This window comes from Variovorax sp. MSC1_012 (genome assembly GCF_023667525.1).
GTDB classification, from domain to species: domain Bacteria; phylum Pseudomonadota; class Gammaproteobacteria; order Burkholderiales; family Burkholderiaceae_C; genus Variovorax; species Variovorax beijingensis_B.
This window is the reverse complement of sequence record NZ_JAMOZJ020000002.1, coordinates 321,837-347,357: the sequence shown is the minus strand read 5'-3', so window position 1 is coordinate 347,357 and position 25,521 is coordinate 321,837. Positions and strand designations below refer to the sequence as shown.

The window sequence follows — 25,521 nt, the reverse complement described above, 5'->3', positions numbered from 1 at the left end:
GTCCGGTGCGTTCGATGGAGGCAAGTATTCGAGCTGCAGCCTTAACGGTCCAATCGATAATTTCTTGGAACCGATAAATGCCGCTTGGGGTATCAGCGGGATCGAAAGCGCCCGTGTTTGGCCAGCAGCACCACCAGGCGCTGCGCCGCCGGCGAGAGGTACCCGCTCTCGCGGTAGGTGACCACCATGCGGCGGCGCATGGTCACGCCGCGGACCTTCACCTCGCGCAGCGCCGCGCCCGAGCGGCCTTCCTGCAGATGCAGCCGCGAGATGAAGCTCAGCAGGCCGGTCTCGGCGATCAGGCTCGGGAGCATCAGCAGCATCGTGCTTTCCACCTGCACCTGGGGTCGCGGCAGGTGGCTGCGGTCGAAGGTCTGGTCCAGCCAGTCGCGCGTCGGCGCACCGGGCGGCTGCAGCACCCAGCGATAGCCCGCCAGGTCCTTGAGCGTCGGCCTCGTCTTCTTGAAGATCTCGTGCGAACTGATTGCGGCCACGACGATCGGGTCTTCGGCAAGCAGCTTCGAGGTGAAGCCCGGCTCCTGCGTGCCCTCGGTGCCGACCATCAGGTCGATCTCGCCGGCCCGCAGCAGCGGCGTCAGGATGTCGCCCAGGGCGACTGTCGTGCGAAGCGTGATGCCCGGCGCCTCGCTCATCAGCTCCCGCGCCGCCGGCGGCAGCAGGAACTGCGCGGCCGTGGGCACGATGCCGATGCGGATGTTGCCGGCCAGGCCGCGGCCGATGTCGCCGATCTCGCGGCGCGCGCTCTCCACGTCGAAGCGCGTGCGCTGCGCCCACTTGAGCAGGGCCTTGCCGGCGGCCGTGAGACGGATGCCGCGGCCCGTTCGCTCGAACAGGGCCGCGCCGCAGGCTTCCTCCAGGCGCTTGACGCAGCTCGTCAGCGCGGGCTGGGTGCGGTGCAGCCGCTGGGAGGCGCGGCCCATGTGCTCGAGTTCGGCAATGACCTCGAAGTACTGCAGGTCGCGCAGATCCAAAATGCCTCCTGGTTTGCTCTTGCGCGACGCATGGCGCCAGGCCCTCGAGCGAATGGTCTTGCCCCGTGCCGACGGGCACGGGCTGTTCGCAATATAGCGCCCCGCACCCTGGAAAGAAGGCGCGTCAGTTGATCCGCGCGTTGCGAAATTCCAGTTGCTCGAAATGGCTGCCGGTGAAGTCGACCTGCTCGCCGGACAGGCCGTCGGCCCGCACGCTGGTTCCGGTACAGCCCAGGATGGCGACCTGGGTCCAATGGCTGCTGTCGAAGTTCAGGGCGTCCCACTGGCAGTTGCTGAACCGGCAGCCGCTGAGCCGGCTGTGCCGCAGTTGGGATTGAGAAAACACGCTGCCGGTGAAGACGCAGTCGGTGAGCGCGATGCCTTCGAAGTCGCAGCCGGTGAAGTTGCAGCCAGTGAACCCGCAGGAGCGCCAGACTGCCTGCCTGAAGGTCGTGACCGCGAAGCTGCTGCCATTGAAAGTGGAATTGACGAACTGGGCCAGGTCGAGATCGAGGCCGGCATAGGCCAGGCTGTCGGCCTGGCCGACCAGCCCCGCGGGTGCGCCTCCCATGCCTTTGCGCCAGAGGTCGTGGTCGGTGATGATTTTTTGGGAACTCATGATGGAAGAGAGAACTCAGGCGCCAGCAGTTGGCATGAACAGATCGTCGGGCGAGCCATGACGCGTGGAGCATTGTCCACCGGCTTCCACAGCACATTGGCTGATGGCGCGTTGGTCATGGCGACAAGCCGGCGCGCATGCACGCGCCGCCGTGAATTGACATGGATCCTCCCCGTGGACGACCGCCTCTGTGACAGGGCGGTCCGTTGTTTGATTATGTAAGTCCTGCTCGACGCCGCGTAAGCACCCGAAAGTAGCAATGCATGCGGCTGGGTGCGCCATGCGTGAACAAATGCATGTGACAGTGGGTCGGGCGCGTCTCGCGCCGTTGCGCCGCTGAGCCTGGCTGCTGATCGCACCGTCATCTGCCCTTCACGTCGGGGAGCAATACTGCAGAAGATGCTCGCCGGCGCTGGTAGAGGTTGCCTTTGGCACCCGCCTGCGGTGCGGGTCCTCGAGGCCGGCGGCATCTCATCGATCGCACATCAGGGCGATCACTGAACACAAGGAGATTGCCATGACCATGGACCTGCTCCGAAGCATCGCATCGACCCGCCTGCCCAAGTCAATCACCTCGCCCGAAGACATCGACAGGGTCAGGATTTTGAGAGCCGCCGGATTGGTGGTCGCATTCGTTCCCGCACCTTCGCGCCCGCTGACTCTCTCGGGCATCGAGAAAGCCGCGCAGGTGCTGACCATCACGCAGAAAGGCTATGACGAGTTGCGGCGATCCTGCGGTTCGCATGAATGAATGAAGGCGACGCAAAAATAATTCGAAAGCGATATCAGGTCAAAAACTACTTCGTATTGCTGACGGAAAAAATTCACGAACGAGTTCTAAAAAATCGCGAGGGCGGTTTTGGTCATGCACAAGTAACGGACTCTTACTAGAGTCACGCTTGATCAATGACTCCCACCAGGAGCTCATCGACGCATCCCGTGCTGTTCATCTCAGCAGACAGCTTCGCTTCAATGACTTCAGGAGAAATTCACTATGGCAGTAGACATGTTCATGCGCGTCGAGGGCGCGAACGGCGAATCCAAGGACTCGAACCACAAGGACTGGACGGATATCAAGTCGTTCGCATGGGGAGCGACGCAGCCTGGCAACATGGTCAGCGGTGGCGGGGGCGGTGTGGGCAAGGCGAGCTTCAATGACCTGCAGGTGCTCGCGCGCATCGACAAGGCGGCGCCGTCGGTGATGAAGAACTGCGCGAGCGGCAAGCACCTGAGCAAGGTGGAAGTGTCGGTGTGCAAGGCCGGGGGCTCGCAGATCGAATACACGCGCGTGACGCTGGAAGAAGTGCTGGTCACCTCGGTGCAGTACACGGCCGAGCAGGGCGGCGATGCGGTGCTGGTGCAGTTCGCGTTCCAGGCGGCCAAGGTGAAGCAGCAGTACTGGGAGCAGACCGACAAGGGCGGCAAGGGCGCGGAGACCGTGCTGGCCTGGAACATCAAGGAAAACCGGGAATCCTGATTTCCCTTTGCCTTCCTGCCCGCGCGGCCTCGCCGAAGCCGAGGTCCCGGGCATTCCGGCCACGGCTCATTCCATGAGCCCGACGACCAGGGGGATCTCATGCCATCAGGTTCCGCGCAGCTGGCGCGTGTTCTCAGCGTTTCATCGTCGGCCATGCCCACCCTGGGCGGCGAGCCGGCCCTGGAGCCCATCGCCATCGAAGGCGACGAAGGGCTCAGCCGGCTGTTCCACTACACCCTGACGCTGGCCACTCCCGAGCAGCCTGGCTACAACGAGCGCCAGGCCGCCAACGTGGCCATCAAGCAGCTGGTGGGCGAGGCCCTCACCGCCCACATCGTGCTCGACGGGCGCCCCGGCTCGGGGCCGCAGCAACGCCATCTCTCGGGTCTCGTGACGCGCGTGCGCTTCCTGCGCCTGGAGAACCGGCGCGCGCTGTACGAAGCCGTGATCGAGCCCTGGCTCACCCTGGCCACGCGCACCAGCGACTACCGCATCTTCCAGAACCAGAACGTGCTGGACATCGTGCGCGAGGTGCTCGGCAAATACGGGCTGCCCTTCGACGTGCGTGCGACACGCAGCTATCCGCCGCGCGAGTTCCAGGTGCAGTACGGCGAGAGCGACCACGACTTCGTCCTGCGCCTGCTGCACGAGTGGGGCCTGTACTTCTACTTCGAGCACGAAGAGCGCAGCCACAAGCTGGTGATCGTCGACGACATGGCCTCGCACCAGCCCTTCGCCCATGCGGGCTACCAGCGCATTCCCTTCCATGCGGCCGAAGCCACCGTGCGCGAGGAGCACTGCGACCGCTTCAATGCCTGCGAGGCGCTGCAAAGCGGCCGCTGGGTGACCAGCGACTTCGACTTCAAGCGCCCCAAGGCCGAGCTGCAGCAGGTCAGCGCCATGCCGCGCAAGACGGCGCAGGCCAGCTGGGAGCGCTACGGCTGGCCGGGCGACTACGTGGTCGAGTCCGAAGGCGAGCAGCTGGTGCGCACGCGCATGGAAGAGACCGGCAGCCAGGGCGAGCGCGCCAGCGGCGCGGGCAACCTGCGCGCGGTGGTGCCGGGCTGCCTCGTCACGCTGGAGCGCCATCCCCAGAACGAGTCGAACCGTCAGTACCTGGTGACCGACGCCCGCCTGCGGCTGCAGGACGTGGGCGATGCCAGCGCGCAGCAGGAGTTCGAGTGCCGCGTCGACTTCGAGGTGATCCCGGCGAGCAAGGTGTTCCGTGCGCCCGCGCCGCCGGTGCCCCGGCCGCGCACCACCGGCCCGCAGACGGCGATCGTCACCGGCCCGGCCGGGCGCGAGATCTGGACCGACGAATACGGCCGCGTGAAGCTCAGCTTCCACTGGAACCGCTACTGCACCAAGGACGAGAACAGCTCGTGCTGGGTGCGCGTGTCTTCGCCCTGGGCGGGCACCAACTTCGGCGGCATCCAGATCCCGCGCATCGGCCAGGAGGTGATCGTCGACTTCGAGAACGGCGACCCCGACCGCCCCATCGTCACGGGCCGCGTCTACAACGCCGACAACATGCCGCCATGGGCCCTGCCGGACAACGCCACGCAAAGCGGCCTGCTCACGCGCAGCTCCGAAGGCGCGACCGATGCCAACGCCAACGCGCTGCGCTTCGAGGACAAGAAGGGCCAGGAGCAGCTGTGGCTGCATGCGGAGCGCAACCAGGACATCGAGGTCGAGCACGACGAGACGCACTGGGTGGGCAACGACCGCACCAAGACCATCGACCACGACGAGACCGTGCATGTGAAGCACGACCGTACGGAGACCGTCGACCACGACGAAACCATCACCGTGCACAACAACCGCACCGAGACGGTCGACGGCAACGAGACGATCACGATCCATAAGAACCGCACCGAGACCGTGGACCTCGACGAGACCATCACGGTGCACAAGAACCGCACCGAGACCGTCGACCTGAACGAGACCATCGGCATCGGCATGAATCGCACCGAGACGGTGGGCATGAACGAGACCATCGACATCGGCGACAACCGCGTGGTGACCATCGGCGGCAACAAGGCCGAGACGGTGGCCCTGGCCAAGGCCGAGACCATCGGCCTTGCCAAGGCGCTGACCATCGGCCTGGGCTACCAGGTGTCGGTGGGCGCGGCAATGAACACCAGCGTGGCGCTGATGCAGACCGAGCAGGTCGGGCAGTCCAAGCGCGTGGACGTGGGCCAGACGCTGATCCTGCAGGCCGGCGATCGCATCCAGTTGGTGTGCGGCAAGAGCTCGCTGGTCATGACCTCGGACGGCGTGGTCACCATCAACGGTTCGTCGTTCGATTTCTCTGCCAGCGGGCCGGTGCAGGTCAGCGGCAAGGACATCGACCTCAATTGAGCGCGCCGTGGAGTTTCGCAATCTCACGCCCTTCGATGCGCTGTGCTTCCGCGCCCTCGACCAGAAGGACCGCGGCTATCGCGTCATTGCGATGAAGGTCGGCTACCGGCTGCGGCGCGATGCCTCGGGCCGCTGGAAGGCCATGGTCAACGACGACGATCCCGCGCCGCTGACGCTGGCCGACGAGTACTGGGGCGAGGTCGGCGCATCCAGCCCGCGCGAGGAAAGCGACTTGGCGCCTTACAAGCCGCGCTGCGACGTGATCGTCAATGCCACGGCGCATGCGCCTGGCGGCGTGGCGGCTCCCGAATGGGAGGTGCGCCTCAAGGTGGCTTCCAGGCGCCAGTGGATGCAGCCGCCCGAGTCGCCGAAGCCCTTGCACCCTGGCGCGCGATTGACGCCGCGCCAGCAGCAGGAGTGGGGCGACGCGAAGCGCTGGACGCAGGCCCTGTCCACACTCCACACGGTGCTCGACAAAAGGCTGTCGGTTCGCGGCCCGGCCGTGCTGTACCGGCGCGGCGGGCGCGAGTGGGCCCGCAGTCATTCCGAACCCATTGCCAGCCTGCCGATGCGCTGGGAGCATGCCTTCGGTGGCCGCAGTCTGCTGCGCAAGGCCGATGCGCTCGAGGGCGAGCCGCCCCTTCGAGACGAGGTGTGTTTTTCCAACCCGCTCGGCCAGGGCTGGATCGAGCAAGGCTACCTCGAGCAGGTGCGCAAGGCGGGCCGGTCGGACGTCGAGCGGCTGTTGGCGCCCCAGATCGAACCGGCCGGCACTTGCCTGCAGCAGCCGGTCGTCGCGCGGCATGCGGATGGCCCTCAGGACGCGCATGCCATGGCCCAGGCGGCCGACCGCTACGGTCAGACCCCCGTGGGGCTCGGCGTGGTCGGGCGGGCGTGGGCTCCACGGCTCGCGCTGGCCGGCACCTGCGACGAGCAATGGCTGCAACGCCGCCATCCGGGGCTGCCCGAGGATTTCGACTTCGGCTTCTGGAATGCGGCGCCGGCCGATCAGCAGGTTCCCTACCTGTCGCCCGACGCGCGGATCGATCTGTGGAACCTCACCGATCCGGCCCTGACGCCGAACGGACATTTCTCGGTGACGCTGCCGGGGCATCGCGCCCTCGTGCTGCTGCGGCTCGACAGCGGCGCGCTCGTGCCCATGCCGATGATGACCGACACGCTGCTGGTGGATGCGCAGCAACTGACGCTCACGCTCGTGCATCGGCTGTGCCTTCCGACCGATGCGCCGCTGCGCGTCGCCGAGGCGCGGTTCGAGACCGACCCGCAGGCGCCGCTGGTTCGCCCTGCGCATGCGGCCGGAACCGGTGTGCCGGAGCCCGTGCGATGAGCGCCAACGTCGTCGCGCGCAAGCAGGGAGGCTGGAAGGTCGTGAGCATCGCCCCTGACTTCTGCAAGACCCCCATGGGCAGTTCGATTCCGCCGGTCCCTTATCCGGTGACGGCCCAGCTCCAGTCCACGACGGGCATCGCCAGGAGCGTGCGCGCGAACGGGCATCCGGTGGTGGTCTACGACATGAGCATCGTCCCCACGACGATCGGCGATGCCGCCGGAACTGCCAAGGGCGTCAAGAGCGGGACCGTGCAAGGCAAGTGCTATCCGAAGGATCACAGCAGCACCGTGCGCGCCGAGGGCAAGCTGGTCGTGCGCCATGACGATCTCTTCTGGATGAATGGGAGATAGCGGTGGTAGTAACCCTCAACGTTGGTAGAGGGAAGATTGCCCGAGCACTTCCAAATGGCAATACGCTGAACGTTCAGCCGAATGCAGACACAGTCAATGTTCAGGAATGGATTGGCCAGGACGGGCTCGGAGAGCGGATTTCAGATAGCTATCTGAGCTATGACGAATACGACAAGTACCGACGCCAGAATCCGGATCTCGATCTTCCCGAATACCGCCCCCCCAAGATCCGCAAGCCCGGCACGAACGCCAACGGCAACACCATCGGCGCCGTGGTGGGAGAGACGCCTTCGGCGAAAGTCCAGGCGGCGCAGGCCAACCCGCCCGTACAGGCCGAGACACCCAAGGAAGAGGGATGGTGGAGCAGCTGGGGCAGCTCGGTCGTGCACACGGTGCTCGACGTCGGAGGCGCCATCCCGGTCGTCGGGATCTTCTCGGACGGCCTCAATGCGGGCATCTATGCGGCCGAGGGCGACTACGCCAATGCGGCGATCTCCGGGGTTTCGGCCGCCGCCAATCTGATCCCCGGCGGCGGAGCCGCTGCCAAGGCCGGCAAGCTCGCCTATGCCGGCGGCAAGATGGCCCTGAAGGAGGCGGAAAAGGAAGTTGCCGAAGGTCTTGCGAAGAAGACCGCAAGGGAACTCGAGGAAGCGGCTGCAAGGAAGACCGGAAAAGAGGCGCAGACCGGCGGCGGGTCGAAGAACAACGACACGCAGGTCAAGAAGAAGGTCAAGCCCAAGCCGAAGTGCGGTCAGCAAGGTCCTTACAAGGATCGCAACAAGCACGACAATGCCGGGATGAACTGGGATCACGTGCCGTCCCAGGCAGCGCTGCTGAAGGCGGCCCGCCAGACCAAGGGTGCAGCCCTGACGCCCGCGGAAATCAAGGCCATCGTCGACAACGCCCCGACCATTGCGATACCGACCCAGCTGCATCAAAAGCACAGCGAAAGCTATGGCGGCCGGCAGCATCAGACTGTCGATGGCATGAAGCGTCCCGCACGGGACGCGTCGGATCTGCAGCGGGCTGCCAAGGAGAACACCGATAAGATTTTGGACGCTATTGACGAATACGATCCCGGGTGCAAGGGTTCGTATCGCAATGCGGCCAAGAAGATCACGGACATGACCAACGATGACTGGAAGAAATGGCTCAAGAAGACCATGAAATCCGCATCAGAAGACTGAACAGGACAGGAGCAAGAACGATCATGACACTGGATGAACTATTGCCTTTCTTCGGCGCTTCCGAGCTGGACGCTGGGCTCGCGCATCTGCTGAAATCCGCCGGCTCGGACATCGGCTCGATTTCGAAGAAGAAGCTTCGCGTGCAGGGCATGGAGGGCATCGAACTCCATGACAAAGGCTTGGCGCTGACATTCAATGAGCGAGAGGACTACATCGAGACCTACGGCACGCCCAAGAATGCGGGCGAGGCGATCCTGGTGGCCGCGTTTGCCTATGGCGCGGGCAGCAAGACCTTCAAGTCCTACGCGGGGCCGATTCCCTTCAGCAAGGGTCCGATCGCCAATCGAGAAGATGCGCTTCGTGAATTCGGTGCCCCGCAGCAGACCGAGGAAGAGGACGATGTCGTGGAGTGGGACCAATGGGTCAAGGACGGGCTGCAAGTGCGTACAACATACCGGGACGATGGTTCGGTGAAGAACATTTCGTTCTCGGTCCCCTTCAAGTGAAGCCTTGCGTGCTCCGGTTCAATCGATGAACAGCCAGGCCAGCGCTTTCGAAGCCAGCAACTACCTGCTGGGCCACGCCTGGGAGGACGCCCGGGTGCAAGCGCTGGTCGAAGGTTGGGAGCAGCTCGACTGGATGGATGACGAAGATCTGAAGAAGGCTCGAACGGATCACCGTCTGTCCCTGATGAATCCGGCGCAAGGCATCTACCTGTTTTTTACCGATCCTGACAGTCACGAAGCACACTACGGGACACCTTCCGGCAAGGGCAGCCTGATACTGAGTCGGGTCTCGCTGCTTTTGCACTTTCATCCGCAATGGACCCCGTATGCAGGAAGCTTGCCGCTTGCGCTTCACGCGGACGATATCGCCGGCGACGTGCTGCAGCGCCTGGGTCAGCCGGCGGAACTCTGGCGAGTCAGCCTGAACGTCTCGAAGGCCCGATGGTTGTCGCCGCAGGCCGAGATCGATGTGAGCTTCGAGCGCGGCACGGGGCGGCTCAAGCTGGTGACGATGACCCGGCCTCGCGCGGCGCGGGAGTCCGTCATTGCCGTGCCGTCACCCGAGCAACTGGCAAGGCAATTCGGGCGACCTCTGGCCGAATTGCAGCGTGACACGCATTTCGCGCCTTTTTCCCTGGACAAAAAGGCCCGCGAAATCGCGGAGTACGGCGAGGCCGACTGCTCGGAGGAACTCGGCATCGAGCTTTATTTCAAGCCGGGCGCGGAGATGGCTGACACCGTTCCGGGCGCTCCCCGAAATGCCGAACCCTGTCTGAGCGGACTGCGCTACCGCGCAGACCTGGACTTTCAGAGTACCGGCTACGCAGGTCCCCTGCCGTGGGGCTTGCGGATGAGCGACACGATGGATGTTGCGATGGCGAAGGCAGCATCGCGCCCTTTCAAGGAGGCCTTGAACGACGACGACGGCTATCAGCTGTGGCGCACGGAGCTTTGCGACGTTCACGTGCTCTACAGTTTCCTGGAGGATCGCATCTACCGCGTCACATTGCTGGCGCACGGATGCTATGACTAGAAGCCCGGGCGCGGTGTGACCAGCTGCCGGGGCACGCGCCACGGCAACGCATCAGCCCAGCAGCTCGATCGCCGCCTGGACGATCGGCCGCGCCCAGGCCGGCGTGGCCGCGAGCGCGGCCAGGTCGCCCGGCTGCGGAAAGACGGGCTCGCCCGCGCTCAGTTCGAGCACCAGCACCGGGTCCGCAATGTCGCCGCCGGGCGGCGCCTCCGCGCTGTTGTCGAAGACCTGAAGCCGCGTGAGTTTCGGCAGCAGCTTGATGAGGTTGGCGCGCGAGGCGATCCAGCGCTCGCGGATCTTGGCCTCTGGAATGTCGTGGCCGCCGCGCGCCACGCGCGCCCGCACGCGGTCGATGTGCTGCTCGGGCGAAGAGAGCCCGCAGAAGATCATGACCACGTCGTGGCTCGACGCGGCACGCGCGAGCAGCGCGGGAATGGTGCTCGCGCCCAGCGTGGTCTCGAAGGCGTAGTTGGAACGCTGCGCGATGGCCGCTTCCAGCCGCTCGCGGCCGAGGTTCCATGCGCGGGCGTTCGCCTCTTCGGGCGCGAGCCCGAGCTGCGCGATGAGTTCCCGCGCACAGGTGTCCGGGTTGAACCAGGTCAGGCCGTGCTCGGCGAGCAGGGCGCCGCCGACCGAACTCTTGCCCGCCCCGTTGACGCCGGCCAGCACCAGGATGAACGGGCGCGCGGCCGCCGCCATCAGAAGGTGTCGCCTGCCTTGGGACGGCGCCCGAGCTTGCCCTTGGCGGCGAACAGCTTGCCCATCTGCGCGGCCGCCTCGGGCTGCTGCAGCACGCCCAGGCGCACGTCGAAGCGCCGCCCGAGCTCGTCGAGCACCGACTGCTCGCGTGCCTTGAGCGCCTGCGAGTCTTCCACCAGCTGGTTGTAGGTGGCTGCGGTCAGCAGCACCATCTCCACCGTCGAATGATTGGTCACGGCCAGGCTGCCGGTCTTCTGGACCTGGCGGACCACGTCGCCCCAGCGGTTCTTGACCTGGGATGCGTTCTGACGCGGCAGTTCGTCGAGGTTGGGCAGGATGGCGGCCATGGGGTATTCCTTTGGGGCCATTATGGCAAAAATAGCAAAATTGGACAAAATGGCCGGCTATTACGGATCGCCGGTGCCGTAAAGGCTGCGGCCGCGGGGACTGGGTCGTACAGCTGGGGAAGATAGAGCGTCACGGTCGCCACCGAAATGGCAACGAAGCTGCCGTGCGCATCGCGGTCGCTGAGCTCGTTGTGCACCTCGGGCCTCGAGGTTGGCGGCATCGATGCGCTGCCCGGCGTCGGCCTCTTCGGTTCCAGCCGAATGTCTCTTCCAGGATTTTTCTGCTGCAGCAGGTGAAGAAGATCACAGCCTGCCGCGCGCTGCGCAGCCGCTTCGGCACGATGGCTCGCATGAACTACAAGCGCGAACCGCATCACGGCGATCCGAGGCATGCAACGCGGGAGCCGGCGGGTTCTCAAGCGTGTGCGGACGCCCCCGCAAGCAGTCCCTTCCTCAACTGTTCATGCGGGCTCGCGCACCTGGAGCGCATCCATCGGCATGGGTGGATGAAGCTCCTTCCCTGGCTGCGGTTCTATTGCTGCAGCCGATGCGGAAAATCGCAGCTGGCTTCGAAGCGCGCGGTCAGCTTCGCGATCACGTCTCTCAGGAGTGGAGGGGAGACGGCTCAGGTGCCTGCCCCCTGACCGGGGCAACTGGCAATGCCCCGGGAAAAAATCAATCCTGCTTCGGTCCGGCGTTGCCCGCGTCTTCCGGCATGGTGAACAACTCGGGGTCGAACATCGGATGGGCTTCCTGGGCTTCCTGGGCTTCAGCGGCGGATGCGTCCTGCGCCTCCGGAAGCAGGCTGCCGAAGTCCGTCGAGGCGAAGTTCTGCGGAATGTGGATGCCTTTCTCGTCGCGGCGGACCAGGCCGCGGCTCTCCAGGTCGCGCATGGTCTTGTTGACCACCTCGCGCGAGAGCCCCGAATACGATGCGATGACCGCCTGGGTGATGCGCTTGTCGTAGCCGCCGGTGCCCGCAGGCGCCAGCTGGGTCAGCTCATGGAGCACGCGGCCGACCAGGTTCTCGGCCGATAGCGACGAGATCCGGCGCAGCTGGCCGCGAATCATGGTGATGCGCTTCATCGCGACCTCGAGCAGGCCGATGGTCACTTCGGGATAGGTCGAGCACAGCCTGCGGATCGCGGCAATCGGCATCAGGTAGACCGAGGAGGGCAGGGCTGCAACCAGGGTCGACGTGGTCTGGTAGCGGTCCTCGCCCAATGAAGGACCGAGGAAGAAATCGCCTCTGCGGATGAAGTCGGTCGTGACGTCCCGATCGACGGCTCGCAGCAGGCCGCTGGCCACGCAGTAGATGCAGTCGGTCCAGGTGTCCGCGAGAAGCACCGTCTCGTTGCGCCGGTAGGACCGAAGTTCGCTGCTGCGGATCAAGGCGGCCCGATCGGCTGGCGGCACGCTGGCAATGAGGGGATGGAGGTACATGGCGAAAGTTATGTCGGCCACCTCATTTGCAGTCCGCCTGGAGCAGCCGGAACAGCGCCTCGATGCGGCTTTGCTCTTCCGCCTCGTGCAGGGCGCGGCCCCGCAACCAGAGCCTTCCCGCCTTTTTTTCGACATGCACGTCGTAGACGCGATCGACGCAATCGACCACGACATCCGGCGCGAGCCGCTCCTGCGCGGCCCACAGCGCCAGCTCGATCTCCGCGGCGCCCATGCGCCTGGACGCACGCATCGCGATCCAGTCCGCATGCAGCCGCGGCAGTGCCGTCATGCCGCGCACCTTGAGCGGCTCGCTGCCGAGATTCGCCAGCAGCTCCTCGAGCTGCCCGCAATTGGACCGCTGCGCGGGTGCGAAGCTGGCCGTGCAGGCGGCATGGGTCCGCAGCAGGAAGCAGTCGTCGCGCAGGCAGCTCAGGTCGGTGTCGGCCGAGGCCAGCAGGCTCGCGCGGATCCGGCGCCTGATCTCGCGGCTGACGCCCGCGGCAACTTCCGGCCCGTCGGTATCGACCAGCTGCGCGAAATTGGCAATGAAGAAGAGCGCGCACACCCTGTCGGGCAGCGGGCTGCGGTTTCGTTCTCTCGCCGCCGCGGCGGCGGTGGCACCGCGACGTTTCGCAGGGAGGAAATGGGCCATGGCCGCGCACCACCGCGGCCCGAAGAGCCTGTTTTCCATCCGTGGCAGGGCGATCGTTCCATCGCCTGCGTGACACCACTTTCTCTGCATTTGGCATGACCCTGAATCGTTGAACCATCTCTTCGACCCGCTCGTGAGCGGTCTTCAGGGAATGCTACGGAGCAACATGCGGCTTGACATCGGGTTTCGAGTCGTGGATGTGTTCCGAATCACAATCAGACACATTTGGCGTTCGACCTCTTGCGGTTCGCGCAATGTTGGAGATGGACGGGGCCGCAAAAGGAACAGGCGCAACCACAGCCGCCGTTGGAGGCGTTTCAAGTTCATTGTGTGGTGGCGGGTCTTGGCCAGCACTCCCACAAAATGGTGAGTGGCCGATGCGCGACACGGCTTCGATCGTGGTGTCGCCGCGCCTACGCCGATATGAGCATCGCCCTACAGCGCTGCCACGAAGGAAAAAAATAGCATGGCTGCTTCAGCGCAGCCGAAGCCTGCCCGCGAGGCTGTCCGAACCAGAAGGGCCTGCCATGAGTTCCAGCGGCGAAATCCACAGCGTCTCGGACATCCTGAAGCGGCTCGAAGAACTCGCGGCAAAGGGCCCCCGCGTGAACGGTGGCGCGCTGGTCCGCGCCTTCGGCAGCCGAAGCTATGGTCCCGTGCTGATGCTTCCTCCCCTGCTGGAGATCTCGCCCCTGGGCGGCGTCCCGGGCTTCGCGAGCACCATGGCCCTCGTGGTGGCGCTGGTCGCCGGCCAGATGATGTTCGGCCTGGAATGCTGCTGGCTGCCGCGGGTGTTGACCCGAAGTTCCGTGTCATCCGCGAAGATCCGCCGCGCCGCCGAAAAGATGCGCCCACTCGCCAGGCGCCTGGACCGCTGGTTCCATGGGCGGCTTCGCAAGCTCACGCGGGGCACGGCCGTTCGGGCGGCCGCGATGGCATGTATTCTTCTGGCCTGCACGGTGCCGCTGCTCGAGTTCGTCCCGTTTGCGAGCACCGCGCCGATGTTGGCCATCGCCCTCTTCGGACTTGCGCTGCTCGTGCACGATGGGGCGCTCATGGTGGCAGCGTTCATCGCGGCGGCGGCGGCCGTCGCGTTCGTGGGGGTCGTGCTTGCGTGATGCGCGAACTCGCCCGGTGCGAACCGGCGGCGATCGAACGGGCCTTCGCCTGGACAAGGCCCGCTCGAAGCTCAGCGTTCGCCGAATACCTCGATCTCGACGCGGCGGTTCGGTGCCAGGCAGTCGATCAAGGCCGCGCGCGCCGTTTGCGCGCACTGCACCTTCGGCTCGGATTCGCCCCTGCCTTGCACCTGGATCTTCTGCGCCGGCACGCCGGCCTGCACGAGGTAGCTGCGCACGGTGTTGGCGCGTGCCAGCGAGAGGGCGTTGTTGTAGGCCTGGCTGCCGAGGCGGTCGGTATGGCCGGTGACCCTGACGGCATCCGTCGCCTTGATGTCGCCGGCCAGCGCATCGAGCTTGCGGCGCCCCTCCGGCAGCAGGTCGGCCATCGAGCCCCCGTCGAAGCGGAACAGGCCATCGGCACCCAGCGTGGTCCGGCGCGGCGCCGCCGGGCTCGCGGCGGCCGGCCGTTCGGCCGCCGGCAGCGCGCGCGCCGCCAGCACATCGCCGCAGCCGGCCGGCAGCCAATGGAAGGTCTGCGCCTTGTAGTCCTTGTCGAAGATCGCCTTGTACTGGCAGGTGGTCACCCCGCCGCCGGCCTTGCGGAAGTGGAAGATGTAGTCCCACTCGCGCGGGCCCGCCATGCCTTCGCTGAAGTGCGGACGGCCGAGCAGGTCGTACAGCTGGTCCTTCGTGACACCGGGCGCCACGGCGCGCAGGTTGTCCAGGTTCGGGAAGGTGCCTTCCTTGAGCCATGCATCGTTGTCGATGTTGGGGAAGATCACTTCCGTGGCCTTGCCGTCGTCGGTGATGCCCCGGCTCACGTAGGAGCTGCAGCCCTGCAGCACCAGCAGTGCCGCGGCTCCTGCTGCAATGGCCGTGAAGCGATGGAATTGCGTTGTCATGATGTTGTTCCTCTTTTGATGCCGCCGGCTTACCAGTGGAAGCCCGCACCGGCCGCCACGCCGACTTTTCCGCGGGAATTGGCCGAGCCGCTGAACTTCACGACCCACCGGCCGTTGTCCGAGAGCTTCGACACGCCGATGGCGAGGGCGGCCTGGCCGTCGAAGCCCGCCACGCCCGCGGACACCATGCTCTTGCCCGGGATGTAGGCCTGCGGCATGTTGGCCATCGCCATCGCACCGGCTGCGCCCGCGCTGGCATCCTTGGCGATGCTGCGGATCTCGCCGCCGAGGGCGTTGACCCGCGCATCGGTGTAGGCATTGGCCCCGGCGATGCCGCTGTTGAGCTGGTTCACGTTGACCGCATCGGTGCCTGCGACGCCGGGCGCCACGTTGTGCACCGTGACCGGGCCGGTCGCATTGCTGCCGCCCATCGACACGCTGTTGTAGTTGATGGAGCCATCCGGGTTGGTGTCGTACTTGACCGTCGACTGGTCGATCACCGCCACCTGGCCCTGCACGCCGCGCAGCTGCGAGACGTTGACCGCATCGCTGTCGGCCGAGCCCGCGGCCACGCCGGTGATCTGGCGGAACTGGCCGTTGGCCGCATCGCCCACGGACACTGCCGCCAGCGTGCTGGTGGTGGCGCCGATGGCGATGCGCTGCGCTTCGGTGGCCGTGGGCGGCACGTAGCCGGCCACGCCCGCGGCGGTGGAAGCCACCGAGCCCGCGCCCAGCGCCACGCCGCCGGCCTGCGTCACGCTGCTGCCTGCGCCCAGCGCCACGCCCTGCACGGCCGCGGCCGAGGACTGCGTGCCCAGCGCAATCGAGTCGGCCATGTGCGAGGTCGCGCCCTGGCCGATCGCCACGCCGCCCGGCGCGGTCTGCTGCACCACCGCGCCGTTGCCGATGCCGATGCCGTTGTTGCCGTTGACCACCGTCCGCGGGCCCACCGCCACCGACTCGGCACCGACGGCCAGCGAGTCCGCCGCGCTCGAGTTGGCATGGAAGTACAGCGTCGGCGTGACCGCGAAGGACATCAGCGCGCCCGAGAGTTGGCGCACCGTGACCGCGTCCTGCGCCTGCGTGCCGTCGGCCACGTTGGTGATCTGGCGGTAGCTGGTGGCGCTGCCCAGGGACAGGGCGCCCAGCAGCGCGCGGTCGGTGGTGTTGTAGCTGATCAGCGAGCTGCCCGCCGGAATGGTGCCGGTGGAGGGCGCGACGAAGCGGTCGGACACTGCGCCCGAGCCGATGGCCACCGCGCCGGCGACCGTTGCGCTTGCATCCTTGCCCGAAGCGATGGCGTCGGCCCCCGTGGCGCCGAGGTTGTCCTCGTTGCCGCCGCCGGTGGAGTTGACGCTGTAGTACCGGATCTTGTTGGCCGTGACCGTGGTGCTCAGGTTCTCGATCGACTGGTTGGTGGCGAACAGCTGCGAGCCGTTGATGGCATCGGTCGAACTGCCCGAGATCCTGCCCGCCGCCACGTTGGTGATCGTGCGCTCCGCGCCCACCGCACCGACGCTGACCGTGCTTGCCGGCGTGGTGCCTGCAAAGCTGTAGGTCGTGCCGTTGATCACCGTGCTGGCCGTGCCGACCGCGGCCACCGTGGTGGAGCCGGCGCCCAGCGCCACGTCGTTCGCGTTGTTGGCGATCGCATTCGGGCCGATGGCGACCGAGTCGATGCCCAGCGCCTGCGAGTCGGGCAGCGTCGAATTGGCGTGGAAGTACTTGATGCCCCCGCCGTTGTTGATGTCGCCGATCGTGTTGCCGAGGTTGGTGATCTGCGTGGTGTTCGCCGTCACCTGCTGGTTGGTGGCGAAGAGCTGCGAACCGTTGATGGCATCGGTCGAGGTGTTGGAAAGCCGGCCCGCCGCCACGTTGGTGATGGTGCGCTCGGCGCCCACGCTGCCCACGCTCACCGTGCTCGCCGGCGTGGTGCCGGCAAAGTTGTAGGTGGTGCCGCCGATCACTGCGCTGGCCGTGCCGACGGCCGCGGCCGTCACCGAGCCCGAGCCCAGCGCCACGCTGTTGGCGTCCGCCGCCGTGGCACCGAGGCCGATGGCCACCGCCGACGTGCCGCTCGCCGCCGCGTTCTTGCCCGACGCGATGGCGTCGGCCCCGGTGGCGCCAAGGTTGTCTTCGTTGCTGCCGCCGGTGGAGTTGACGCTGTAGTACTTGGTCTTGTTGGTCGTGACCGTGGTGCTCAGGTCCTCGATCGACTGGTTGGTGGCGAACAGCTGCGAGCCGTTGATCGCATCGGTCGAGGTGCCCGAGATCCGCCCGGCTGCGACGTTGGTGATGGTGCGTTCGTTGCCCACGCTGCCCACGCTCACGGTGCTCGTGGGCGTGGTGCCCTGGAAGTTGTAGGTCGTGCCGTTGATCACCGCATTGGCCGTGCCGACGGCCGTGGCTGTCACCGAGCCCGAGCCCAGCGCCACGTCGCCCGCACTGGCCGTCGCGGTCGCAGCATCGCCGATGGCCACGCTGCCCGCCTTGCCCACCGCGCCGGCGGTGGAGCCATTGCCCAGTGCGACCGATCCCTGGCCGATCGCCTTGTTGGCATTGCCGATCGCGACGGCACCGTTGGCCTGGTTGGCCGCGGTGGCCGAGGCCATGCCGTCGCTGTTGGCGGTGTTGTTGGCACCGCCGGTAAAGGCCCCGGTGCCGCTCGCATAGCTCGGATCGCCGATCACCACGGCGCCGTCGCCGTAGGCCGTGTTGCCCGAACCGATCGAGATGGCCTTGCCGCCCGTGGCCGTCGCTCCCTTGCCGATGGCCACCGCCTCCGCCGAATCGGCCGTCGCGCCGCTGCCGATCGCCACGGTGTCCGCGGCGCTGGCGCGCGAACCGTTGCCCATGGCCACGCCGCTGGCACCGGCCGCGGATGCGTTCACGCCCGCCGCCAGGGCATTGAGGCCCGTGGCGCCGTCGTTCGCATAGTTCCCCTGCTTCGTGCCGCCGTCGTTCACGCTGTAGTAGCGGATCTTGGCTCCGTCAATCTGGGTATTCAGCTGGCTCACGTTCACCGCATCGGTGGGCGCCACGCCGGGTGCCACGTTGGTGATCACCGTGTTGCCGGCGTTGATGCCGGTGATGGTCATGCTCGGACCGCCGGTGATGGTGACGCCGTTGTTGTTCATCACCGTGCCGCCCGTCGTCACGCTGGTGAAGCTGGGCGTTGCGCTGGTGGCGATCTGCACCTCCGCGCCGTTCTGCGTGATGGCGATGTTGTTGCCCGCCGTGTAGGTGGCGGTGGCACCGGGGGCGATGTTCTGCACGCTGGTGCCGGTCACGGTGCCGGTGCCGGTCTGGGCCGTGGTCACGTTCCAGCCCTTGCCCGCGGTGACGGCCACGGCATCGATGGCCGAGTTGGTGGCGAACAGTTGGCTGCCATTGATCGCATCGGTCGAGTCGCCCGCGATCCGCCCCGCTGCGACGTTGGTGATGGTGCGCTCGGCGCCTGGAGCGCCGACGCTCACTGTCGAGGCCGGCGTGGTGCCCTGGAAGTTGTAGGTCGTGCCGTTGATCACGGTGCTGGCCGTGCCGACCACCTTGCTCGTCGTGGAGCCCGCGCCCAGTGCCACGTCGCCCGCATTGGCGCTCGCGTTCGCGCCAGAGCCCAGCGCCACCCCGTTGACCGTGCTGACCGCAGCGTTGGTGCCCATGGCCACGCTGCCGGTGGCCGCCGCGGTGGTGCTGGCGCCCACGCCCGCCGCAATGGAGTTGATGCCCTGCGCCCCGTCGTTGTTGACGTTGCCGCCGGCCACCCCGTTGTCGTTCACGCTGTAGTACTTGGTCTTGTTGGCCGCCACCGTGTCGTTCAACTGGTCCACGTTGACCGCATCGGTGGGTGCCACGCCAGGTGCCACGTTGGTGATCACCGTGTTGTTGGCATTGATGCCGGTGGTGGTGATGCTCGGACCGCCGGTGATGGTGACGCCGTTGTTGTTCATCACCGTGCCGCCCGTGGTCACGCTGGTGAAGCTGGGCGTTGCGCTGGTGGCGATTTGCACCTCGGCGCCGTTCTGCGTGATGGCGATGTTGTTGCCCGCCGTGTAGGTGGCGGTGGCGCCCGGGGCGATGTTCTGCACGCTGGTGCCGGTCGCGGTGCCGGTGCCGGTCTGGGCCGTGGTCACGTTCCAGCCCTTGCCCGCGGTGACGGCCACGGCATCGATGGCCGAGTTGGTGGCGAACAGCTGGCTGCCGTTGATCGCATCGGTCGAGGTGCCGGAGATCCGGCCGGCCGCGACGTTGGTGATGGTGCGCTCGGCGCCTGGAGCCCCCACGCTCACGGTGCTCGCGGGCGTGGTGCCCTGGAAGTTGTAGGTCGTGCCGTTGATCACGGTGCTGGCCGTGCCGACCGCAGCGGCCGTCACCGAGCCCGAGCCCAGTGCCACGTCGCCTGCATTGTTGGCCACCGCCGTGTCGCCGAGCGCCAGGGCCGAAGCTGCGAGCGCCTGCGAGCCGTTGCCGACCGCCGTGGCACGCGCCGCCGCGGCAATCGCGCCCGGGCCGATGGCCGAGGCCGCCTCGCCCGACGCGTTGGCGAACTCGCCAACTGCCAGGCTGTTGGTAGCGCTGGCGGTGGAGAAGGCGCCTAACGCCGTGGAGCCGCTGGCCCCCGATGCCGTGGCGTTGACGCCGATCGCGGTGCTGCTGACGGCCGAAGCCTTGGCGTCGGTGCCGATCGCAATCGCATCGCCGGCCGACGCGCTCGCCCCGAAGCCCTGCGCAACGGACTGATCGCCCGAGGCAGAGGCGGCCACGCCGCTCGCCAACGAGTTGACGCCGGTCGCACCGTTGTTGGTGTAGTTCGCCTGCTGCACGCCACCGTCGTTCACGCTGTAGTAGTGGGTGGGCGTGCTGGCCGCGATGGCCGCAACCGCCTGGTTGGTGGCGTAGAGCTGGCTACCGTTGATCGCGTCGGTCGAGTCGCCCGCGATCCGCCCCGCCGCCACGTTGGTGATGGTCCGTTCGGCGCCGAGGCTGCCGACGCTCACGGTGCTCGTCGGCGCGATGCCGGCGAAGTTGTACGTCGTGCCGCCGATGGTGGCGCTGGGGGTTGCTACCGCCGCAGCCGTCACCGAACCCGAGCCCAGCGCCACGTCGTCCGCGTTGTTGGCTACCGCCGTGTCGCCGAAGGCCACCGCACCCGCCGCCAGCGCGCTGCTGGTGCTGCCGATCGCGACGCTGCCCTGGCCCACCACCGTGTTCCGGTAGCCGATGCCGACCGCGCCCTGGGCCGCCGTGCCGGGCGTGCTCACGGCCTGCCCGCCGCCGCCCACCATGTTGGTGTTGCCCATCGCGACCGAACCATTGCCGGTGGCGGTGTTGTCCAGGCCCGATGCGATCGCGCCGTTGCCGGTCGCGGTGTTGGGATCGCCGATCGCCACGGCGCCGTCGCCGTTGGCGACGTTGCCCGAGCCGATCGAAACCGCGCGGCCGCCGGTGGCCCTGGAGCCCCGGCCGATGGCAACCGCGTCATCGGCATCGGCCACGGATTCACCGCCGATGGCGATGGCATTGGCGCCCGATGCAAGGGCGCCCGCGGTGGCGTTGCCGCCCATCGCCACCGCGCCGACGCCGGTGGCGCGCACGGCCGTCGCAGCGGTGGTCCCGCCCGAACCGAGGGCGGTGGCATAGTTGGCAGCCGCATTGGTGCGAGTGCCGGCCGCCAGCGCATCCAGGCCGGTTGCCCGGCTTCCGATTCCCAGTGCGACAGCCCGATCCTGCGAGGCCGTCACGTCCGTGCCAATAGCGATGGCGCTCTCCCCCAGGGCGCCCGCTCCTGGAGCCGTGCGCGCGCCAAGATTGATGGAGTTGATCTTGGATGCAACCGCCTGGAAGCCGATCGCGATGGCGTTCGGACCGCCAGCACTGGTGCCGGTGCCTTGAGCGAGGGTATTTGCTGCCGATGCCGTTGCCCGCGAACCGAGGGCGATTGCGTTGTCCGCGCCCGCATTCGCGTTCAAGCCGATCGACGTGGTCGCACTGCCCGCGACGCCGATACCTGCGTTGGTGCCGATGGCGACATTGTCATTGCCGCTGACCAGGCTGCCTGCCGAAGCCTTCAAGGTGCCATCGTAGGCGACCGTGCCATCGCCCGAGCCGAAGGCGACGTTGCGCGTTCCCGTGACGCCCGACCCCGCGCCCCGCATCACGCTCGCAATGCCGCCGCCCAGAGCGGTGTTTAGCGCGCCGCTGACCAGCGTGCCGGCGGCAATGCCCACGGCGGTCGAACCCGTATTGGCGACCGTCGAGCCTGCGCCGGCGCCCTGGCCGACCGCCACAGTGCTGGTCCCGACAGCGACCGCTTGCGCACCGAGCGCGAGGGAACTGTTCCCCAGTGCCCGCGCGCTGTTCCCGACGGCGGTGGTGGCGTCGTCGCTCGCCGTTGCTCCGGGGCCAATGGCGGTGCTGCGCAGCCCGCTCGTAACCGCCCCGTCACCAATTGCGACGCTCGACGGCGCATTCACCGCCTTTGCCGCCCATCCGATGGCGATGGCATTGGTCGAGGCTGCGTCGACGGCGACGCCGGTATTGGCGCCGATGGCGATGCTGCCGTCGGCCAATGCGCTGATCTGATTGCCGAGTGCGGTGGCGTTGACGCCCGTGGCACCGGTCGCATAACCGAGCGCAGTGCTCTCCAGGCCGCTCGCAATGGCCGAGAGACCGATAGCAACGGCCTGCCCCCCGGTTGCCTTGCTTTGGGTTCCTATCGCAACTGTGTTGGCATTAGATGCCGTCACATCCGTGCCGATGCCGATAGCACCGCCAGCCAACGCACCCGTACCGGCGGCGGTGCGAGCGCCCAGATACATCGAATTGATCCCCGTGGCGTAGGCCCCGAAACCCAAGCCGATGGCATTCTGTCCCGTGCTATGGGCGGCATACCCCACTGCGAGCGCGCCAAGCACATCGGCAGCCGCGAGAGAGCCCAGCGCAGTGGCTCCGATCCCCGCTGCCGAGGAGTTGAGGCCCATGCAGGATGCCGTGCCGTTGTACGCATTCCAAGGCGACACATTGCAGTTCACTGACTGCGCCTGCGCCGAGGTCGATAGCAATCCGAGCACGCTCGCCGCTGCGGCAATGGCCACCCTGCTGCCGCCTCGCTTGCCACGTGCGCGGGTGGTTTCGGATGCCGCCACCCAGGCGCCCAATGCCTCATTCCAGATGCTGCGGTACGACTTATTCATGCATTTCTCCTCGATTGTTCAAGACGCCAGAAGCCTTGCTCACGGCAAGCGGTATCCACGGATGGCATATGCCCATAGAACCTTTAGAAGTAATTGCAAAACTATTCGAGCAATTGCAATTAAACGGAAACATTTTTTTTGGCGGATCTTAAGAGATCGAGGCGGAATGCAACTGGCGTGTGGCGGATTAACGTCAATGCCGCATTGCGGCAATTGGGAATTCTTATCGGGAAGGTCTTGGAGGTAGTAATGTGAATTCATTATTCATTGAAAATACATAGCATGATTTTTCAATGAATTCGTTTGGAAATATCTATTGCGCACAAAATACAAATAGTAATACTAAGTTTTTATATGTTTGGTTTGTTGCTACTGATTTCCGTGGGAGCTGATTGAAAATTCATATCAATTGCTATCCGGCGGTAGCGCACTGAATTGGAACGCCCCAATCGGACGGCACCGAATCGGCCCAACCTCGCTTTGGAGGAGCAGGCCTCGGGGAAGCAGGGGAAGGGCCGCAGAAGATGGCGAACTGCGGCTGACCGGGCTCGCGAAGTGCCTCGGTGCGGGCTGTCGCCAATGGCTACAGCCCGGGCTCAGGAGGCGGTGCGGCGGCCGATGAAGGGAGGAGGGGGCGTTTGCTGCGAATGCCTGCCGCCATGGGGCGTTCGCGAGGGAGATGCGCCGCGGGAATCGCGGCGCATCGAAGGGGCCGGCCTAGCGCAGCACGTAGCCGCTCAGGCGCCACGTGCCGCTGGCGTCGAGGCGAAAACTCGTCATCTCGCGCACCACCCGGTTGCTGGCGTTGGCAAAACGGGTTTCGTATTCGACGTTGATGTATTGACCGGCCACATCGGGATCTTCGTTTGCAACCAACTGGCGATTGACCGAAACCCACGTGCGCTGCTGCGCCGCACCGAGCGGCGACCGCGACGCCTCGACCTGGCGAACGAACTCGGGACGTGCGACCCGCTTTTTGGTGGCGGGGCCCGAGCCGTCCCAGAGCTCGCCGATCTTGCCCTGGTCCACCAATTGGATGGCCTGCAGGCCGCCGCGAACCATGTTCGTCGGGTCGGCGTCTTGGGCCGAGGCCACGCTCATCCAACCCGCCAGGAATGCGGTGCCGAGCAGCAGTTTGCTTTTTGAGGTCATGTCAGGTCCGGGAGTGATATTGATTTCAATATGTAAGTATGCCGATTTTCATGTGGCACTTTCATGGTGCCATTCGTTTATAGCACTCAGGATTGAGGCGCAATGCAGATGCCGCCCTGCGATTGCACGATGACAGGCAATTAATGGAGCCGACCGATCTTTCCATTGCCATTGAAGGGCGAGTCTTTTGCGGAGCCCGGCTCAGGCTGCGCCCGCCTGCGTCCAGCGCAGCGACACGCGGGTGCCTTCGCCGCTGCGGCTGTCGATGCGCAGCTGGGCGCCGATCGCGTCGGCCTGCTCCCGCAGCCCCACGAGCCCGTAGTGCCCCGCGGCGCCTGCACTCGGCTCGAAGCCGATGCCGTCGTCCGCGATCTCCAGTTCGATGCCTTCGCTCCCCATGCGCTGCAGGCGGATCAGCAGCCGTGCCGCGCCCGCGTGGCGTTCGACGTTGCGCAGCACTTCCTCGCACATGTGGAACACGGTTTCGGCGGGCTCGGCCGCGAGGGCGGACAAGGCAGGGTCGATCCGGCAGTCGAGCTCGATGCCGGAGCGCTCGCCCAGGCTCTTGGCCAGCTCGGCCAGCGCCGCCCCCAGCCCGATGTCGCGCACCGGGTTGCTGCGCAACTGGTCGATCGCGCGGCGTGCCTCGTCCAGCCCGTCGCGCGCTGCCCGCTCGGCTCGCACCAGCTCGTCCGGCAGCGCATCGGGCCGGTTCGATGCGAGGTGCTTTAGCACGCGGATTTCGGTGAGCATTGCCATCATGGAATGCGCCAGCGTGTCGTGCAGCCCGCGCGCGAGCCGCAGCCGCTCGCGCACCACCGCGGCATCGCGCGATTCCTGCGCGAGCCGATTGATCTCTTCGGTGCGCTGCCGCACGCGTTCGTCCAGCTCGGCATTGAGCCGGCGCAACTCGTCGCGTTCGCGCCGCAGCGTGTCCAGCAGCCGGTCGAGTGCGCTGCCCAGCCGCGCGGCTTCGTCGGCGCCTTGCGGCACCTCGATGCGCGTGGCGTTGCCGGCCAGCACCGCGTCCGCCGAATGGGCGATCACGCTCACACGGCGCGTGAGGCGGCGCGCCATGACGATGCCCGCAATCGCGGCGGCCAGGCCCAGCAGGCTCAGCACGATCGAGATGCGCCATTCGATGGCAGTCGCAAACGCCGCGACCGATTCGACCGGCTGGATCACCACGGCCTGCCAGCCGAGCCGGCGCAGCGTGCCGTCGCGGGCATTGGGCGGGGTCGCGATCAAGTAGGGCCGGTTGTCCAGCAGCCGCCTAGTCCGGATGCGCGTGGGCAGATCGGATCCGTCGTTGCCCAGGCCTGCGACCACGGGATCGAAGGGCGTTATGGGATCGCCGGCATCCTGCCAGCGCTGCCCCAGGAGCGCGCTCGGTCCGTGGCGCACGATGCCGTCGCGGTCGATCAGCAGCCATTCGCCCGGCGAGGCGCGGATCTCGGCCATCATCTTCTGCACCCAGTTCCAGCGAAGGTTCGCGGCGACCACGCCGATGATCGCGCCGTCCGCGTTGCGCACCGGCGCGGTGAGCTTCAGGAAGCGCTCGTTCGGTGAGCGGCCTTCCTCGATCCACGCGGCGTCCAGGCCTTGCGAGATCCACGCATGCTGATTGACGTTCTGGCCGACCACCTGCTCGTCGGTCGCGGCGACGATGAAGCCGTCGGCGTCGGTCACCGCCAGCCAGATGAGGTCCGGCACGCCGCGGCGCACCGCCTCGAGCGACCGCTTCAGGCGTGCGCCTTCGCTGTGCTGCACGTCCTCGGACAGCATGGCCGCCACCACGCTGACGGCCTGCAGGCGCAGCAGCAGCGCGGTGTCGAGCTCGGCATTGACATGCTCGGCCGCGGCTTCCAGGCGCTGGCCGTGCTGTTCGAGCAGCGTCGCACGCACGAAGCTGCGCAGCCACAGGTTGGCCACAAGCGCCAGGCACAGCGTGAGCGCAATCAGCAGCCAGCCGATCGCGGCAGCCATGGAGCGCCGTGGGTCGATGCGACGTGCGAGGTTCATTGGCTGCGGATTCTCGCAAACGGCGGCCGTGACTTTCGGCACGGGTACTTCCCCTGAGTACTCGGGGTTTGTCTCGATCTGCCGCGTGACTTCCGGCAGGCGCGCCGGCGGCGG

20 protein-coding genes are annotated in these 25,521 nt (G+C 66.6%); 9 read left to right on the top strand and 11 right to left on the bottom strand.

Going from position 1 to position 25,521, the window contains the following annotated elements:
• Positions 1 to 92: 92 nt before the first annotated feature.
• Together L1081_RS26980 and L1081_RS26975 are read right to left on the bottom strand one after the other, a co-directional pair.
• Complete coding sequence (locus L1081_RS26980) at positions 93 to 992, bottom strand: LysR substrate-binding domain-containing protein (protein WP_489417699.1); 900 nt, start codon at positions 990 to 992, stop codon at positions 93 to 95.
• A 124-nt stretch (positions 993 to 1,116) separates the two neighbouring features.
• Positions 1,117 to 1,611, bottom strand: coding sequence for a pentapeptide repeat-containing protein (locus tag L1081_RS26975; protein WP_489417698.1), 495 nt, complete (start codon positions 1,609 to 1,611; stop codon positions 1,117 to 1,119).
• 517 nt (positions 1,612 to 2,128) lie between these two features.
• Between L1081_RS26975 and L1081_RS26970 the strand changes: the two genes are divergently transcribed.
• The 8 genes from L1081_RS26970 (at position 2,129) to L1081_RS26935 (ending at position 9,876) form a co-directional block, all read left to right on the top strand.
• On the top strand, positions 2,129 to 2,362 hold the full coding sequence (locus tag L1081_RS26970) for a hypothetical protein (protein WP_489417697.1): 234 nt from the start codon (positions 2,129 to 2,131) through the stop codon (positions 2,360 to 2,362).
• 243 nt (positions 2,363 to 2,605) lie between these two features.
• Positions 2,606 to 3,088, top strand: coding sequence for an Hcp family type VI secretion system effector (locus tag L1081_RS26965; protein WP_319427133.1), 483 nt, complete (start codon positions 2,606 to 2,608; stop codon positions 3,086 to 3,088).
• 99 nt (positions 3,089 to 3,187) lie between these two features.
• Positions 3,188 to 5,449 carry a type VI secretion system tip protein TssI/VgrG gene (gene tssI, locus L1081_RS26960; RefSeq protein ID WP_489417696.1) on the top strand — a complete coding sequence of 754 codons (2,262 nt, stop codon included), beginning with the start codon at positions 3,188 to 3,190 and terminating at the stop codon, positions 5,447 to 5,449.
• A gap of 7 nt (positions 5,450 to 5,456) precedes the next feature.
• The gene (locus L1081_RS26955; protein ID WP_489417695.1) at positions 5,457 to 6,797 is read left to right on the top strand and encodes a DUF2169 domain-containing protein; all 1,341 of its coding nucleotides are present in this window, start codon (positions 5,457 to 5,459) and stop codon (positions 6,795 to 6,797) included.
• Complete coding sequence (locus L1081_RS26950; protein WP_489417694.1) at positions 6,794 to 7,150, top strand: PAAR-like domain-containing protein; 357 nt, start codon at positions 6,794 to 6,796, stop codon at positions 7,148 to 7,150. The genes L1081_RS26955 and L1081_RS26950 overlap by 4 nt, the downstream gene beginning before the upstream one ends.
• Before the next feature lie 2 nt (positions 7,151 to 7,152).
• On the top strand, positions 7,153 to 8,337 hold the full coding sequence (locus L1081_RS26945; protein ID WP_489417693.1) for a hypothetical protein: 1,185 nt from the start codon (positions 7,153 to 7,155) through the stop codon (positions 8,335 to 8,337).
• Between the two features lie 23 nt (positions 8,338 to 8,360).
• Positions 8,361 to 8,843 (top strand): hypothetical protein, encoded by a 483-nt coding sequence (locus L1081_RS26940; RefSeq protein WP_489417692.1) that lies wholly within the window; start codon positions 8,361 to 8,363, stop codon positions 8,841 to 8,843.
• 25 nt (positions 8,844 to 8,868) lie between these two features.
• Entirely contained in the window at positions 8,869 to 9,876 is a 1,008-nt protein-coding gene (locus tag L1081_RS26935) for a hypothetical protein (RefSeq protein WP_489417691.1), read from the top strand.
• A gap of 51 nt (positions 9,877 to 9,927) precedes the next feature.
• On the opposite strand, the gene L1081_RS26930 is transcribed toward L1081_RS26935, so the two are convergent.
• From L1081_RS26930 to L1081_RS26910, 5 genes are all read right to left on the bottom strand, one after another.
• Positions 9,928 to 10,575, bottom strand: coding sequence for an AAA family ATPase (locus L1081_RS26930; RefSeq protein ID WP_489417690.1), 648 nt, complete (start codon positions 10,573 to 10,575; stop codon positions 9,928 to 9,930).
• Positions 10,575 to 10,922 carry a type II toxin-antitoxin system prevent-host-death family antitoxin gene (locus L1081_RS26925; protein ID WP_489417689.1) on the bottom strand — a complete coding sequence of 116 codons (348 nt, stop codon included), beginning with the start codon at positions 10,920 to 10,922 and terminating at the stop codon, positions 10,575 to 10,577. Before L1081_RS26925 ends, L1081_RS26930 begins: the two co-directional genes overlap by 1 nt.
• Positions 10,923 to 10,942: 20 nt before the next feature.
• Complete coding sequence (locus L1081_RS26920; RefSeq protein WP_489417688.1) at positions 10,943 to 11,296, bottom strand: hypothetical protein; 354 nt, start codon at positions 11,294 to 11,296, stop codon at positions 10,943 to 10,945.
• 301 nt (positions 11,297 to 11,597) lie between these two features.
• Positions 11,598 to 12,365, bottom strand: a complete 768-nt coding sequence (locus L1081_RS26915; RefSeq protein ID WP_489417687.1) for a helix-turn-helix domain-containing protein — start codon at positions 12,363 to 12,365, stop codon at positions 11,598 to 11,600.
• A gap of 22 nt (positions 12,366 to 12,387) precedes the next feature.
• Entirely contained in the window at positions 12,388 to 13,017 is a 630-nt protein-coding gene (locus L1081_RS26910) for a hypothetical protein (RefSeq protein ID WP_489417686.1), read from the bottom strand.
• A 527-nt stretch (positions 13,018 to 13,544) separates the two neighbouring features.
• On the opposite strand from L1081_RS26910, the gene L1081_RS26905 reads away from it, so the two are divergent.
• Positions 13,545 to 14,135 (top strand): exopolysaccharide biosynthesis protein, encoded by a 591-nt coding sequence (locus tag L1081_RS26905; protein WP_489417685.1) that lies wholly within the window; start codon positions 13,545 to 13,547, stop codon positions 14,133 to 14,135.
• Between the two features lie 71 nt (positions 14,136 to 14,206).
• On the opposite strand, the gene L1081_RS26900 is transcribed toward L1081_RS26905, so the two are convergent.
• The 4 genes from L1081_RS26900 to L1081_RS26885 form a co-directional block, all read right to left on the bottom strand.
• Entirely contained in the window at positions 14,207 to 15,040 is an 834-nt protein-coding gene (locus L1081_RS26900) for an OmpA family protein (protein WP_489417684.1), read from the bottom strand.
• Between the two features lie 29 nt (positions 15,041 to 15,069).
• Positions 15,070 to 22,233, bottom strand: coding sequence for an ESPR-type extended signal peptide-containing protein (locus L1081_RS26895; protein WP_489417683.1), 7,164 nt, complete (start codon positions 22,231 to 22,233; stop codon positions 15,070 to 15,072).
• A 717-nt stretch (positions 22,234 to 22,950) separates the two neighbouring features.
• Positions 22,951 to 23,385, bottom strand: a complete 435-nt coding sequence (locus L1081_RS26890) for a DUF4019 domain-containing protein (protein ID WP_489417682.1) — start codon at positions 23,383 to 23,385, stop codon at positions 22,951 to 22,953.
• A 201-nt stretch (positions 23,386 to 23,586) separates the two neighbouring features.
• A complete protein-coding gene (locus L1081_RS26885; protein WP_489417681.1) occupies positions 23,587 to 25,407 on the bottom strand; it encodes a histidine kinase in 1,821 nt (606 codons plus the stop codon).
• Between the last annotated feature and the right edge of the window lie 114 nt (positions 25,408 to 25,521).

What these genes read in the sequence shown, in the direction of transcription:
- L1081_RS26975 (WP_489417698.1), bottom strand. Translation starts at nt 1,611, where the DNA reads ATGAGTTCCCAAAAAATCATCACCGACCACGACCTCTGGCGCAAAGGC.
- L1081_RS26970 (WP_489417697.1), top strand. Translation starts at nt 2,129, where the DNA reads ATGACCATGGACCTGCTCCGAAGCATCGCATCGACCCGCCTGCCCAAG.
- L1081_RS26965 (WP_319427133.1), top strand. Translation starts at nt 2,606, where the DNA reads ATGGCAGTAGACATGTTCATGCGCGTCGAGGGCGCGAACGGCGAATCC.
- tssI (WP_489417696.1), top strand. Translation starts at nt 3,188, where the DNA reads ATGCCATCAGGTTCCGCGCAGCTGGCGCGTGTTCTCAGCGTTTCATCG.
- L1081_RS26950 (WP_489417694.1), top strand. Translation starts at nt 6,794, where the DNA reads ATGAGCGCCAACGTCGTCGCGCGCAAGCAGGGAGGCTGGAAGGTCGTG.
- L1081_RS26940 (WP_489417692.1), top strand. Translation starts at nt 8,361, where the DNA reads ATGACACTGGATGAACTATTGCCTTTCTTCGGCGCTTCCGAGCTGGAC.
- L1081_RS26935 (WP_489417691.1), top strand. Translation starts at nt 8,869, where the DNA reads ATGAACAGCCAGGCCAGCGCTTTCGAAGCCAGCAACTACCTGCTGGGC.
- L1081_RS26930 (WP_489417690.1), bottom strand. Translation starts at nt 10,575, where the DNA reads ATGGCGGCGGCCGCGCGCCCGTTCATCCTGGTGCTGGCCGGCGTCAAC.
- L1081_RS26925 (WP_489417689.1), bottom strand. Translation starts at nt 10,922, where the DNA reads ATGGCCGCCATCCTGCCCAACCTCGACGAACTGCCGCGTCAGAACGCA.
- L1081_RS26920 (WP_489417688.1), bottom strand. Translation starts at nt 11,296, where the DNA reads ATGCGGTTCGCGCTTGTAGTTCATGCGAGCCATCGTGCCGAAGCGGCT.
- L1081_RS26915 (WP_489417687.1), bottom strand. Translation starts at nt 12,365, where the DNA reads ATGTACCTCCATCCCCTCATTGCCAGCGTGCCGCCAGCCGATCGGGCC.
- L1081_RS26910 (WP_489417686.1), bottom strand. Translation starts at nt 13,017, where the DNA reads ATGGCCCATTTCCTCCCTGCGAAACGTCGCGGTGCCACCGCCGCCGCG.
- L1081_RS26905 (WP_489417685.1), top strand. Translation starts at nt 13,545, where the DNA reads ATGAGTTCCAGCGGCGAAATCCACAGCGTCTCGGACATCCTGAAGCGG.
- L1081_RS26900 (WP_489417684.1), bottom strand. Translation starts at nt 15,040, where the DNA reads ATGACAACGCAATTCCATCGCTTCACGGCCATTGCAGCAGGAGCCGCG.
- L1081_RS26895 (WP_489417683.1), bottom strand. Translation starts at nt 22,233, where the DNA reads ATGAATAAGTCGTACCGCAGCATCTGGAATGAGGCATTGGGCGCCTGG.
- L1081_RS26890 (WP_489417682.1), bottom strand. Translation starts at nt 23,385, where the DNA reads ATGACCTCAAAAAGCAAACTGCTGCTCGGCACCGCATTCCTGGCGGGT.
- L1081_RS26885 (WP_489417681.1), bottom strand. Translation starts at nt 25,407, where the DNA reads ATGAACCTCGCACGTCGCATCGACCCACGGCGCTCCATGGCTGCCGCG.